8 protein-coding genes and 4 pseudogenes are annotated in these 14,222 nt (G+C 54.0%); 9 read left to right on the top strand and 3 right to left on the bottom strand.

The window, feature by feature from the left end; translation table 11 throughout:
• The first annotated feature begins 15 nt into the window (after positions 1-15).
• From ABRZ26_RS11565 to ABRZ26_RS11555, 3 genes are all read left to right on the top strand, one after another.
• Positions 16-1,092 carry a sugar phosphate isomerase/epimerase family protein gene (locus ABRZ26_RS11565; protein WP_150437337.1) on the top strand — a complete coding sequence of 359 codons (1,077 nt, stop codon included), beginning with the start codon at positions 16-18 and terminating at the stop codon, positions 1,090-1,092.
• Positions 1,085-2,236: a Gfo/Idh/MocA family protein gene (locus ABRZ26_RS11560; RefSeq protein ID WP_172290885.1), complete on the top strand. Its 1,152-nt coding sequence runs from the start codon at positions 1,085-1,087 to the stop codon at positions 2,234-2,236. The genes ABRZ26_RS11565 and ABRZ26_RS11560 overlap by 8 nt, the downstream gene beginning before the upstream one ends.
• Positions 2,237-2,342: 106 nt before the next feature.
• A complete protein-coding gene (locus tag ABRZ26_RS11555; protein ID WP_150437339.1) occupies positions 2,343-3,323 on the top strand; it encodes a LacI family DNA-binding transcriptional regulator in 981 nt (326 codons plus the stop codon).
• 526 nt (positions 3,324-3,849) lie between these two features.
• Here ABRZ26_RS11555 and ABRZ26_RS11550 read toward each other — a convergent pair.
• Positions 3,850-4,864, bottom strand: a pseudogene (locus ABRZ26_RS11550) (IS110 family RNA-guided transposase).
• Between the two features lie 571 nt (positions 4,865-5,435).
• Positions 5,436-5,738: pseudogene (locus tag ABRZ26_RS11545) on the bottom strand (winged helix-turn-helix transcriptional regulator); the annotation flags it as partial.
• Positions 5,739-5,840: 102 nt separating this feature from the next.
• On the opposite strand from ABRZ26_RS11545, the gene ABRZ26_RS11540 reads away from it, so the two are divergent.
• The 6 genes and pseudogenes from ABRZ26_RS11540 (at position 5,841) to ABRZ26_RS11515 (ending at position 12,865) form a co-directional block, all read left to right on the top strand.
• Positions 5,841-6,962: an NADH:flavin oxidoreductase gene (locus ABRZ26_RS11540; protein WP_150437341.1), complete on the top strand. Its 1,122-nt coding sequence runs from the start codon at positions 5,841-5,843 to the stop codon at positions 6,960-6,962.
• Between the two features lie 26 nt (positions 6,963-6,988).
• Positions 6,989-8,878 (top strand): annotated as a pseudogene (locus ABRZ26_RS11535) (primase-like DNA-binding domain-containing protein); the annotation flags it as partial.
• 211 nt (positions 8,879-9,089) lie between these two features.
• Positions 9,090-9,407: an ArsR/SmtB family transcription factor gene (locus tag ABRZ26_RS11530; protein ID WP_150437342.1), complete on the top strand. Its 318-nt coding sequence runs from the start codon at positions 9,090-9,092 to the stop codon at positions 9,405-9,407.
• Entirely contained in the window at positions 9,404-9,928 is a 525-nt protein-coding gene (locus tag ABRZ26_RS11525) for a rhodanese family protein (protein WP_150437343.1), read from the top strand. The genes ABRZ26_RS11530 and ABRZ26_RS11525 overlap by 4 nt, the downstream gene beginning before the upstream one ends.
• A 765-nt stretch (positions 9,929-10,693) precedes the next feature.
• Positions 10,694-11,863 carry a reverse transcriptase domain-containing protein gene (locus ABRZ26_RS11520; protein WP_172290887.1) on the top strand — a complete coding sequence of 390 codons (1,170 nt, stop codon included), beginning with the start codon at positions 10,694-10,696 and terminating at the stop codon, positions 11,861-11,863.
• 68 nt (positions 11,864-11,931) lie between these two features.
• Positions 11,932-12,865, top strand: a pseudogene (locus ABRZ26_RS11515) (IS3 family transposase).
• 283 nt (positions 12,866-13,148) lie between these two features.
• Here the strand turns inward: ABRZ26_RS11515 and ABRZ26_RS11510 are convergent.
• Positions 13,149-13,928 carry a DeoR/GlpR family DNA-binding transcription regulator gene (locus ABRZ26_RS11510; RefSeq protein ID WP_150437345.1) on the bottom strand — a complete coding sequence of 260 codons (780 nt, stop codon included), beginning with the start codon at positions 13,926-13,928 and terminating at the stop codon, positions 13,149-13,151.
• Positions 13,929-14,222 lie beyond the last annotated feature (294 nt).

The raw sequence follows: 14,222 nt of genomic DNA, 5'->3' as shown, positions 1-14,222 counted from the left end.
GTATTCGGAGGTGAAATGAAAACCATTAAGGGGCCGGGGATTTTCCTGGCGCAGTTCATCGGGGAGCAATCCCCGTTTAATACCCTCGAGGGGCTGGCGGCATGGGTCTCTTCTCTGGGATATAAGGCGCTCCAGATCCCTTGTAATCATAAAACGATTTTCGATCTGGAACTGGCCGCCGCCAGCCAGACCTACTGCGATGAGGTTAACGGCAAACTGGCGCAGCATGGCCTGGTCATCAGCGAGCTGTCCACGCATCTGGAAGGGCAACTGATGGCGGTGCATCCGGCCTATAACGATGCGTTTGACGGTTTTGCGCCCGACGCGGTGCGGGGGGATAGCGCCGCCCGCCAGGCCTGGGCGGCCGGCATGCTGAAACGGGCCGCCCAGGCCTCGGAACATTTGGGGCTGCGGGCGCATGCCACCTTTTCCGGCTCTCTCGCCTGGCCGTATATTTATCCCTGGCCGCCGCATAATCAGACGTTGCTGAGCGAAGCGTTCCATGAACTGGCGCGCCGCTGGCGGCCGGTACTGGATTGTTTTGACGCGCATGGGATCGACGTTTGTTATGAAATTCATCCTTGCGAGGATTTACATGATGGCGCGACCTTCGAACGTTTTCTGGCACTGGTGGATCATCACCCGCGCTGCAATATTCTGTTCGATCCCAGCCATCTCTATCTGCAACACATGGACTATCTGGCGTTTATCGATCTCTATCACTCGCGCATCAAAGCGTTTCATGTGAAAGATGCCGAATTCACCGTCAATGGGCGAAGCGGCGCCTACGGCGGTTTTCAACGCTGGTCGGACCGCGCCGGACGCTTTCGCTCGCCCGGCGATGGCGCTATCGACTTCAAAGGCATTTTCAGCCGGCTGACGCAACATGACTACGACGGCTGGGCGGTGCTGGAATGGGAGTGCTGCCTGAAAGACGGCGAAACCGGCGCGCGCGAAGGCGGCGAATTTATTCGCCGGCACATTATACCTGTCGCCGATCGCGCGTTTGACGATTTCGCCGCGGCAGTGGAGCGTCGCGCCGACGTGCGCAGAATATTGGGTATCGCGCCGGGGGAAACGTCTCATGATTAATGTCGGCATTATCGGCACCGGTTTTATCGGGCCGGCGCATATCGAAGCGATCCGCCGTCTGGGGTTCGTCCGGGTGGTGGCGCTCTGCGACACACCGTTAGAGGTGGCGCGCGCCAAAGCGGCGCAGCTCAATGTCCCGCATGCGTATGGCGATGTGGACGCGTTACTGGCGCATCCCGGTCTGGATGCGGTGCATAACTGTACGCCGAACCACCTGCACGCGGACATTAACCGTAAGATCCTCCGGGCCGGCAAGCACGTTTTTTCCGAAAAACCGCTTTGTATGACCGCGGATGAAGCGCGAGAATTGGTTCAAATGGCGCAGGAGGCCGGCGTGGTGCACGGCGTCAGTTTCGTTTATCGCCAGTTCGCCATGGTCCGTCAGGCGGCCAGCATGTTGCGTCATGGGCAGGCAGGCCGTCTTTTCTCGGCGCACGGCAGCTACTTGCAGGACTGGATGCTGCTGGAAAGTGATTACAACTGGCGCGTCGAGGCGAATATCGGCGGCGTTTCGCGCGCGGTGGCGGATATCGGCTCTCACTGGTGCGATACGGTACAGTTCGTCACCGGACGGCGCATTACCGACGTCATGGCGGATTTATCCATCGTCTGGCCGACCCGGAAAGCCGGCGTGCGGGGCGGCTCGACTTTTACCGCGCGTCAGGAGGCCGGCGGCGATGAAGACCGCCCGGTCACCACGGAGGATATGGGGTTCGTGCTATTTCGTTTTGATGACGGCAGTAAGGGGGGTTTTCATGTTTCGCAGGTCTGCGCGGGCAGAAAAAATAGCCTGAGCTTCGAGGTGAACGGCAGCGAGGCGTCGGTGGCCTGGGATCAGGAAACGCCGCAGAAACTCTGGGTGGGGCATCGCAGTCAGCCTAACCAATGGCTGTCGGACGATCCCGGTCTGATGGAGCCGGATGCGGCGGGGTGGGCGCACTTTCCCGGCGGTCATATCGAAGGATGGCCTGATGCGTTTAAGAACATGATGTTGCAGTACTATTCCGCTATTCGTAACGGTAAAACGCCGGCGCCGGATAGCCGTGGGTTCGCCACTTTCCATGACGGCGCCAACGTGATGTTCATCATTGAGGCGATCATCAAAAGCCATCGGCAGCAGCGTTGGGTCAGCGTCGCTTCCTGAACGGATTTCCCGATGCGCAAGGATGGCGTCGGGCTTTGATTCAGTCCCCCGTTAAACTGTGATAGCCTTCCCCAATAAGTGGTTAATTCCAGGATATGTCATTGTTATGTCAATTCAGAAAATCGCCAGGCTTGCCGGGGTTTCAGTGGCGACGGTTTCCCGTGTGCTGAACAATATCGATACGGTAAAACCGAAAAACCGCGAACGCGTACTTCAGGCTATCAGCGAGAGTAATTACCAACCCAACTTACTGGCGCGCCAGCTCCGAACCGCCCGGAGCTCCATGATTCTGGTGATGGTGTCGAATATCTCCAATCCCTTCTGCGCCGATGTGGTGAAAGGCATTGAAGAGGAAGCGGAAAAAAACGGCTATCGCATTTTATTGTGTAATTCCGGCACGGATATTCAGCGTTCCATATCCAGCCTGAAGCTACTCTCCGGCAAGATCGTCGACGGGATTATCACCATGGATGCGTTCTCGAAACTACCGGAATTAACCACCATGATCGATCGCATGCCCTGGGTTCAGTGCGCCGAATATGCCGACGACGGCGGCGTCTCCTGTGTCGGGATCGATGATATCGATGCCGCCGGATTTGTCATCCAGCATTTGATCACGCGCGGACGCGGCCGTATCGCATTGATTAACCACGATCTGAGTTATAAATATGCACGATTGAGGGAGCGGGGTTATAAAATGGCGCTGGAACGGCAAGGGCTAACCTACCGCGCCGTCGAATACGCCAGCGATCTCACCTTCTGCGCCGGCAAAACGGCGATGGAGAATCTATTGCGGGGCGAACGTCGTCCCGATGCCGTGTTTGCGGTTTCGGATACGCTGGCGGCGGGCGCGATGCGCGCGATTGAAGAGGCGGGACTGTCCATCCCCGATGATATGGCGATAGTGGGGTTTGACGGCACGGAACTCTCGGAGATGGTATCGCCGCAGTTAAGCACCATCGCCCAGCCATCCGCCGACATCGGCCGCAAAGCCGTGGGGCTGCTGCTGAATAAAATCAATAATCCCGATTCGCCGGCGGAGCGGGTCGTTCTGGACTGGCACTTTATTTCACGGGCCAGCGTCTGACGGCGCACCGCTTATCAGGTTACACGCGTGGCGCAGAGCATTCATATCAACGTTGCAGCAAGGGCCGCTCTGAGGTTTTTATATAATATTGTAATTATGCTCTAGGGATACCGGTGCGCATCGTGTGTAATAATTAACCATGTCACCCCGCTAGTTTTTGCTGCGGCAAGAATGCTGGTCTAGCCGAGCGAACTCCGTAGTATATTGATTACGGGATGCCCTTTTCACAGATTTTGCTTGCGTCATGGTTCACTATATGAACGCATCCCGTTTGCAAGGCTTCAATTGTGTTGACGTTGATGGTCGGTTGTAGCTCTATATCCGACCTTGGCGCAGCCGGTGCTGCGGGCCTCGATGAGATCCGCTGACTCACGCCTTATTCCCTGAATGAGCTTAAAGTTCAAAGGACCATCCAAGTTTAGTTAGTCATGGTCTTACCTGTCGTTGCTATCTCTACGGCTGCCCTCGCAACCTTTCAGTATTCATCCTTATTTTGAAAGAGTTAATGTTTATCAGCCCATACCCTTCAGAACGGCCTGATGCTGATGTGTTTTTTGTCGCAGGTCCAGTTATGTGCCGATAGGGTACATACTGTACGCGCTATCTTGTTAGCCATCCCCAGCACGGTTACGCTGGCTGGCCGTCTTTTCATCAGCTCTGTTACCCATGGATTTGGCTCTTTCGTCAGCAGCGTCGCTGCCCTTGTACCATGGATAAACAGCGTCTTCAGACAGGCATCACCGCGTTTACTGATGCCCGGGAGCCGCACCTTGCCGCCTGTACCAGTTTGATCAGGCACCAGACCGATGCAGGTCGCGTGAACGGAAGGTTCCCGCATCTATCATCATGGCGACAGCGGCGGTAGTGACCAGCGGGCCAATGCCCGGGATATCCATGAGCCGCTGACAGGCTTCATTCTGTTTCGCCCAGGCGGCAGGCAGTTTTTCAATGCTATCTATCTACATATCAAGGTCGCTGAGCCGTCGGTACTGGTCTTCAATCTGGTAAATAAGGAACGGCGGCAGATTTTCCTTCAGATGTTCATGTACCTCAGGCTTCGTCTTGTCCAGTGATAACCGGCTCTTACGCACCGTTTCGCCGAACACCGGCAGTAATCCATGCAGCACGTTGAGCTGTGCGGTGCGGAACTTCACCAACTGACGACGCATTTTCTGCAGCGACAGTGCGGCCTGCGGCTCTTCAGTTTTGACGGCGACAGCTTTAGACGGTTGCTGGATCGCCATCTAGATAGCGCGGCATCCATCACGTCATTTTTGTTGCCCATTATGAAGGGATTGACGAATTTGCCCTGTAACCTGAAGCAATCTGACCTTATGCCCTAGCTTTTCCAGCTCACGGGCCCAGTACTGATAGCCACCGGGGACCTCCATAGCAATCAGATAAGATTCACGATTGCTGACATATTCTAGCAGTGCTTCGCGCTTAATCTGTTTATCGATAACTTCACCGGTATGCTCATCAATGAAGTGGATCTGCATCAGATGTTTTGCAATATCGATGCCAACAGGGGAATATTTCATCTTGCTGCTCCTCCAGTTATCGGGGAGCTTTATGCGTACCGTATTGGGCATCATGATGCCGTAAAGCTGCGAGGATCCATTCCTCATCTGCTGAACCCTTCGCCGCTCTCAAATAGTTGGGATCAGTTCATCTTACTCATTGCTACGATTTTACTGGATTAATAACGTGTCCACTATTCGTTGGCAGGATTACTGGAACGATGTCGACCGGGAGGAAAAACGGCGGATATACCACTAGGGAAATGGCAATTTCAGCATCGATGGAGAACAGATCAAGCTGGGTGAAAGGATGTTTAAATAGCGCTATCTCATGAATTAAGTCACTAGCCAATGGCTGGCGCAGGCTCTTACAGTCAGAGCTGTACATTTCGAAAATTCCGCTTAAGGGAAACCGGAGCGGGCTTTCTGCTAATCGGCGTCATTACCCTCAGCTATCCAATCCCACCAGTTACGCTTCTTCGACACATACTTCTCTTCAAACCTAAACCTTTGACACCATATTCGGCGTCATTTCCTCCATATCGAATGCTTGCCGCGCGGCTTCGACCGCGGGCAGATAGCTTCGGGTTCATGCGCACAGTGCCTCGATGGGGTCTTTAAGCGTTCGGCCCAGCGGGGTGATTTCGTATTCAACGGCAATGGGTGAAGCAGTGATCACCCAGCGAACAACAATACCATTGCGTTGTAGCCGCCTGAGGCTTTGCGCCAATGACTTTTGGGTGATGACTTTCAGCTCGCGTTTGAGCTCATTAAAGCGCAACGGTTTTTCACATAGGGAAGCGAGGATCAGAACGGGCCATTTATCTGCAATTTGCTCGAGTAGCAGACGATGAAGGCATTGAGTGGCGGAACAGTCTTCCGGTTTTTTCAGCATAGAGGTTCCCTCAGGGAAACCAGGTGGCGTTGAGGTACCTGATTGACGAGTAATATGCATAATATACTATGAACGACGCCAACCTAACCGGAGAGTTAACCTATGACCTCATCCAAAGCCGACATCCTGTTTCAGCCTTTCCATTTGAATAATCTGGTGCTGAAGAACCGTATCGTGATGGCGCCCATGACTCGTTCATTTGCAACTGACGGCGTGCCTGATGAAACAATTGCCGCCTACTACCAGCGTCGCGCCGAAGGTGATGTGGGCCTGATTCTCTCTGAAGGTACGGTGATAAACCGGCCTGCTTCACGTAATGACCCCAAAATCCCCTTTTTTTATGGTGAAAAAGCGCTGGCTGGCTGGCAGCGCGTGATCGACCATGTTCACGCCGCCGGCGGCAAGATGGGGCCGCAGCTGTGGCACACGGGGTCAGTCAGCAGTTTTCTGACTGACTGGGTACCGGATACCGAGGTGGAAAGCCCATCAGGGCTGATTGCTCCAGGTCAACCACACGGTGTGGCAATGAGCGATGAGGCTATCGCCGACACCATAGCTGCCTTCGGTCAGGCTGCGGCCGAGGCCAAACGGCTGGGCTTTGACGTGGTGGAAATCCACGGTGCACACGGCTATCTGATCGATCAGTTTTTCTGGTCGGGAACCAATCAGCGCACCGACGGCTACGGTGGCGCAACCCTGAAACAGCGTGCACGTTTTGCATCTGAGGTAATAAAGGCCATGCGCAAAGCGGTTGGCCCTGATTTCCCGCTTATTTTGCGCGTCAGCCAGTGGAAGCAACAGGACTATGCAGCGCGTCTCGCGTCAACGCCTGAAGCGATGGCAGACTGGCTGGTTCCGTTAGTTGACGCCGGTGTGAATATACTCCACTGCTCTCAGCGCCGGTTCTGGGAACCGGAGTTTCCCGATATCGACGGTGAAGGCGGGTTAAACTTTGCCGGTTGGGCGAAGAAACTGACCGGTGCAACGACCATCAGCGTTGGATCCGTTGGCCTTTCCAGCGACTTTATGGGCGCCTTTGCCGGTGAGGATGCCAAACCCGCCAGCCTCGATAACCTTATCGAGCGCTTGGAACGCAACGAGTTTGATCTGATCGCCGTGGGGCGCGCATTGCTGAGCGATCCGGACTGGGCAATCAAAATCCGTACGGGTAACCACGCAGCGCTGCAGGATTTTACCGTCGACGCGTTAAAGACGCTAATCTAGCAAACTGACAGTGCAGTGGTGAGATCTATGAGGCCCGGGATGGGCGCGGCACCTGGATTTGCAACCAGTGCGGGGCCGGTGACGGCCTGAACTTGGTGGAAAAGGTTTTATCGCTGTCGGCGAAAGCGGCGGCGGAACGGGTGGCCGACCTGCTGTTGCCGCTGGTTAACTGCGCGGGGGATATCGTCAACGTGCAATTGATTAATGCCGCCGGGGACAAGCGGACCCTGGCCGGGGGCCAGGTCAAGGCGGCCTGTCACTGGCTGGCGGGCCAGGATAATGCCGTTATCTGGCTGACCGAAGGCTACGCCACCGGGTTGTCCGTGCACCAACTGACCGGCGAGACGGTCTGCGTGGCCCTCAGCGCCAACAACCTAGCCGCCGTGGCGCAGGCGTTGCGCGAATGTTACCCGGACGCGCGGCTGTTGCTGGCTGCCGAGAACGGCACCGGCCAGACCCGCGCCGTAGATACTGGGCGACTGGAACGACGTGTACCAGCCGCAGGGCGCGATTGCGACGCAGGCGCAGTTGCTGGCGTTCAGCCAACCGGCCGTCACCAGCCCGTTTGATGCGCTCAGCGATGCCGACCTGAAAGCTATGAGCGCCAGCGAAAAGGCCGAGCTGTTGGCCGCGCATTATGGCAATATGCTGGCCGTGCCATCGCTCGGTGAAGAGATTTGCCGCTACGAACACGGGGCATGGCAGGTGTTGCCGCACCGCCAACTGTGCCGGGAAATCGCCGCGCTGTTCCAGACGGTGCGCGCGCCATTCTCGGCGGCGGGCATCAACGGCATTCTGGGCACCCTCAAGCTGATGGTGCCGCATATGGGCGAACTGGCCCGCCGCCTTATCGGCTTTCGTAACGGGGTGTTTGATACCGTCATCGGGCGGTTTTGCTGCCACCGCCAGGAGAACTGGTTGCGCACCGTCAACAGCGTGGACTATATCGCGCCCAAGGCCGGGGATAATCTGGCCGAGCATGCGCCGCACTTCTAGCTCTGGTTGACGCGGGCCGCCGGACAACAGGCCGAAAAGTAGGAGTGTATCCTCGCGGCGTTATTTATGGTGTTGGCCAACCGCTACGACTGGCAACTGTTCCTGGAAGTGACCGACCCCGGCGGCAGCGGCAAGAGCGTGATGGCCGCCGTCGCCAACCTGCTCGCAGGGCAGGACAATACCACCTCGTCCACCATCGATACCCTGGAGTCGGCGCGCTCGAGTGCTCTTCCGTGGTCGGGTTCTCGCTGATTATCCTGCCCGACCAGGAGAAATGGAACGGCGACGGCGCGGGCATCAAGGCCATTACCGGCGGCGACGCGGTGGCCATCGACCCGAAATACCGGGATGCGTATTCCACGCACATTCCGGCGGTCATTTTTGCGGTCAACAACAACCCGATGTGCTTTAGCGACCGCAGCGGCGGCGTGTCCCGTCGCCGGGTGATCACCACCTTCCCGGATGCGATACAGGCCAATAAGCGTGATCCGCAACTGCTGACAAAAATCCGCGGTGAACTGGCGGTGATCGTGCGCCACCTGATGCCGCGCTTTGCCAACCCGAACGCGGCGCGCGCGTTGCTCCAGGCGCAGCAGAACTTGGCGGAGGCATTGACGGTCAAGCGCCATGCCGATCCGCTGGTCGATTTTTGCGGCTACCTCGCGGCGCTCAGCATGCCGGTCGGGTTGTACATGGGGAACGCCAATATTCGCCCGGCCAACCCGCGCCGTTACCTGTATCACGCTTACCTGTCGTTTATGGAGGCTCGCGGGCACCAACACCCGATGAGCCTGACGGTGCCGAATACGCTGTGTGAGTATGAAATCGTGCTGTTGAAACGCAAGACTAAGCAGGGAATGCAAACCAACCTAGCGTTGCGTGACGAGAGCGACGCCGACTGGCTGCCGAAGTGCGACTAACTGGCAGCGGTGCGATGACTTTAAACCGGCGAAAGCCGGTTTTTTTACGCTTATATTGCGGGGCTTACCGATTTATTACCGCTTAAATATCTTGTTAATATATAAAACAGTGTCTTAGTTATCATTGTTCATGACTTGCACAAATATTTTTGTTTTGTACGCATAATTGTGTATTTTATATTTATCTAAGTTTAGTGAATTCTAAAATAAAATGCCTGAAAACAGTTTAGCTCAACTTAAAGAAAGCGCCCAGGCAGCTTCAGGTTTGCTCAGGTCAATGAGTAACCCCAGTCGGTTGCTGATCCTCTGTATGCTCATTGACTCTCCCGGTACGTCTGCGGGGGAACTAAGCAGAGTGGTCGGATTGAGTCCTTCTGCGACGTCACAACATCTTGCGAGGATGAAGGCGGAAAATCTTATTGAATGCAAGCGGCTGGCACAGCGAATGAATTACTTCATCAAAGATGAGTCGGTTCGGAAGCTGGTAACAATCCTGAAAGAAATTTACTGCCCGGAGGTAGGACAATGAGTGATAACACGGCTTCACCAGCCCAGATCCAGCGCCTCAGAGAGCGTGGGGCTGTCATCGTTGATATTCGTGAAACGGATGAGTTTCGCCGAGAACATATTGACGGCGCCATTTCTCTGCCGCTAACAGAAATTCAAGCGGGCAGACAACTAGAAACGGCTTCAACACGCTATCCGGTGATTTTTCATTGCCAGGCCGGTACCCGTACAAAACAAAACGCTGATGTCTTGGCCCGTATGGTGAAGCCGACGGAGTTTATGATCATGGACGGTGGGATCAACGCCTGGAAACAGGCCGGGCTGCCCACGGTACAGGATAAAAAACAAACCCTTCCTCTGATGCGACAGGTGCAGATCACTGCCGGGAGCCTCATTCTGGCCGGTGTAATTGCGGGTTACGGTGTCAATCCCGGTTTCTTTCTCTTGTCCGGTTTTATCGGCTCAGGGCTCATTTTCGCCGGCGTCAGTGGCTGGTGCGGCATGGCAAATCTGTTGGTAAAAATGCCCTGGAACAGGCAATAACAATACCCGATGGGTGATTGCGGCGCATAGCACTAATCCTGGCCTGGCGTGCGTACGAAAATGCAAGACTAAGCCCGGAGGCGATAAACCCATCGGGTTGTTAATTGGCGACGGCGAAGCCGATTTGTTACCGAAGTGCGACAGGGGGTAACTTCCTTTCACTATTGGTGCTGCCGATCAATAAGGTGTTATTGATCTACAGAACCCATTGGAGGCTATTACAGCGGGCGGCCTATAGTCGGATTGAACACTGCGCCGCCGCCCAGCACCTGGGAACCTCAATGGCCGCGTCCACATGCGCATTCTATAATATGTCTTCACCACACCGGCTCCGGCCGGTTTTTTTGTGGTGTGCCGGGCATGCTCAGCAGCTAGGGGGTGAAAGTCCCCTGTCCAGCTTGATGGTGGCGAAGGACTAGCGAAGCGCAAGGGCGTCGTCGTGAGGCGGGGTCTGAAGGAAGCGTGGAGCAAAACCATGACCTGACGAACAGAAACCCGATACAAGACCTACCCGGCTGGCGGAGCAAGCCAATGATTGCAAAGACCATAACCATCAAGAGCCGGGGTGGTAGATTGGGCAGGTGTGTGGCGAAAGCGGCAGAGCTTACCCCGGGAGGCCTGTCCAGCGTTCTGCATTCAGAACTGGGTGCATCGCAAGGTGCGCTGACCTGCGGACAGGAGTCAGCAGAGGGCATAGTAGGACAAGGTTGTCTGAAGGCCCGAACGGTAATGAGTGACGAGTATCAGCAGAGGTTCTGACCGGTCATGCAGCAGAAAACGCATTGCGCCCCTATAGCGGAAGGACGGGGTGAGGCCCCGGAAGGTCGTTGTCAGGGGGCTGAAACCGTGCAGGCACCGACGAATGGAGAAAGTCCGCCGTCAACCGCATGGCTGATGGAAGCCATCTGTGAACCCGTCAATCTCAGGCAAGCCCTGAAAAGAGTAAAGGCCAATAAAGGCGCGGCAGGTGTAGACGGTATGAGCGCAAGCGAACTGCCGGACTATCTGAAGCATCACTGGCTGGAGCTGAAAGCGCAACTGCTGTCCGGCAGTTACCGCCCATCCCCTGTGAGAAGAGTCTCCATCCCGAAACCCGGCGGCGGCGAACGCCTGCTGGGTATTCCGGCGGTGGTGGATCGCTTTGTCCAGCAGGCGACGATGCAGGTGTTGCAGAGGCAGTGGGACAGCATGTTCTCTGAGCACAGTTACGGGTTCCTGAAAGCAGGCGTGATGGAAGCAGAGCTGGTAATGCCGATGACGGAAGGGACGCCGCAGGGTGGACTGCTGTCGCCGTTGTTATCGAATCTGCTGCTGGACGACTTCGACAGGGAACTGGAGAAACGCGGGCTGAAGTTCGCTCGTTACGCAGATGACTGCAACATCTACGTGAAAAGTGAACGGGCAGGTAACCGTGTGATGGCGGGGCTGACGCGCTGGCTGAGCCGGAAGCTGAAGCTGAAGGTCAACGCGAAGAAGAGTGCGGTAGCGCGCCCTGACACGCGTAAGTTCCTGGGCTATAGCTTCAGAACGGGCAGGAAGGTGTGGTGCGTGGTGTCGCCGGAGTCGGTAAAGCGGTTCAAAACGCGGGTAAGGGCGCTGACGGGGCGTAACACGGGAAGGAGTCTGGAGCAGCTAATCCGGCCGTTGAAGCGATACCTGACGGGATGGAAAAGCTACTACGGTCTGAACCAGTGGCCGTCGCTGATGCGCCCGCTAAACATGTGGATAAGGAGCAGGCTACGCTGCGTCCTGTGGAAACAGTGGAAAACAAGCCGCAGGCGCTTCGAAGAGTTACGTGTTCGCGGAATAGGGAAAGAGCTTGCGGTGCAGACGGTGGGAAGCTGCCACAGTCTCTGGCGAATAAGCTGTAGTCCGGGGCTGAATATGGCATTACCAAACAGTCTGTTCCTGAAACTGGGCCTGCCGGAGTTATAGTCAGGTGACGATAAACTGAACTGCCCCGGAAATCCTGGAGACTAAACTTTTTGAGAGAGGTAAACAGGATGACCAAAAATATGCGTTTTTCCCCTGAGGTCCGTCAGCGGGCCGTCCGTATGGTTCTGGAAAGTCAGAGCGAATACCATTAATTATGGGCAGCCTTCAACTCCATTGCCCCAAAGATTGGCTGCTCGCCGGAGATGCTCCGCACCTGGATTCGCCATCATCTGGAGAAACGCAGCCTGCGTCACTAGCGCGATGAGCGACTGAAGGTGGATATACGGCGGGTGTACGATGAAAACCACAGTGTATATGGAGTACGCAAAGTTTGGCGCCAGTTGCGTCAGGAGGGTATCAGCGTGGCCAGATGCACGATCACTAGGCTGATGAAGGTCATGGAGCTTGCTGGTGTGCGCCGGGGTAAAAAAGTGCGCACCATGGTTAGCCGGAAAGACGTTGCCGCAGGTGACCGGGTGAACTGCCAGTTCGTGGTAGAACGGCCGGAGTAGGTGTGGGTGGCTGATTTTACCTACATGTGCACCCGGCAGAGCTTTGCATACGTGGCCTTCATTATCGACGTGTTCGCCGGTAGTATGGGGTTCGTCGTCGATGGAAACGACGTTCGTGCTGGACGCCCTGGCGCAGGTGTTGTGGTTCAGATGCCCCTGCGGTGGCACTATCCATCACAGTGATAAAGGCTCCCAGCATGTGTCGCTGGCGTACACGCATCGGTTTAAGTATGCAGAATTTCTGGTATCGACCAGCAGCACGGGTGACTCATACGACAACGCGATGGCAGAAAGCATCAACGGACTTTATAAAGCGGAGGTGATCTATCGTAAGAGCTGGAAAAACCGCGCCAAAGTGGAGTTAGCCACGCTGGCGTGGGTGGACTGGTATAACAACAGACGATTACTGGAACGACTGGGTCATATCACGCAGGCAGAAGCAGAACAGGCATATTACGCTTCCATCGGAAACGGTGATCTGGCAGCCTGAGTTCAAAGACAAAATACTCTCCCGGAAAACCGGGGTGATTCAGTAACCAATCCTGCATACGATAATTTTAGTGATTTTTTTTAAAACATGATATTGAGCTAGACATCATTCATGAATTGTGAAATGCAAGCCCTATGCCACTGGCTTATATTCCTTAAAAAGGAATATAAGCTGAATTAAAAAAGTCACAATCAGAAATGCTCACGTTTATTGTAGAGACATTCAGTGTAACAATTATTATCCGGATTTTTTGAATTGGGTTGCTCAAAAAATTTAGGGAGTTTCAGTTATACTTATCTATGTCAACAGTTTTCTCGTTCACCACAATCAGTTCCACATCATTCGCTTCAATAAGTTTTAGTATGTTTTGTGGGGGGAGTTTATCTGTAATAATATGGTCAATGTCCGACCAGGTGCATGACTGATACATCAGTTGAGTGTTGAATTTGCTAAATGAGGTAATGCAGATAACCTTTTTTGACTGTTTCGCCATGGCTACTTTTTGCAGTGCATCAAGTTCCGTATCTGTTGTTATTCCTGCTTCAGATAATGCGCTGACGCCAATAAAAGCTTTGTCAGCATGGTATCTTTTAATTTGCTCTATGGTTGTATTGCCTAATATAGCATGAGAGTAATCATCAAATCCCCCTCCCAATATGGATATGCTGATCCCTTTTTTTCCAATAATCTCACTTAGTACTTCAATAGAGTTTGTAATAACACATACCGATGAGGGTAATTGGCGAGCAAGGGCCACAGATGTGGTGCCGGCATCAATGAAAATGATATCTTTATCATTAATGTTTTTTGCAGCCCAAGCTGAAAGTAGTGCTTTTTCAGGGCTACACTGTGTACGTTTAACATAAGGGTATTCAACACGTTTTTCTGCCAGAATAGCGCCGCCACGGATGCGCATAATATGCGGGAGTTGAGCAAGTTTAACTAAATCCCGGCGAGCGGAATCAGACGAAATATTATATTGCTGGCAGATGTAATCAAGAGTCACTTTTCCCTGCATTTTGATTAGCTCTTCTAACTCGATTAACCGTTCTTCTTGTGTCATTAACATATTCCATTCTTTTTATATGTAAGGATAGCCGATTGATATTATCTGATAACGTTGTCTGCGTACATGGACGATTGGTAGGCCGGATACTTGTGTTCTCAATGTAGCCTTCCATTCATTCACTTAAAAACACTTAACAATGCACCTGTGTATAGTTAAAAAACAACTTATTGCGAAATAAATTAAGTGAATACTTAATTTTATGTGATTTTTATCACAAATAAGTAATGAATTGTAAGTGCTCCATCTTTTTTGCGTATCTTATCACGGAATCCCCTTGTCCGTGCTGCC

Origin of the sequence: Brenneria sp. L4-2C (assembly GCF_040240335.1) — a bacterium.
GTDB lineage: Bacteria > Pseudomonadota > Gammaproteobacteria > Enterobacterales > Enterobacteriaceae > Brenneria.
Note: the sequence above shows the minus strand (reverse complement) of the source record. Positions and strands in the feature narration are given on the sequence as shown.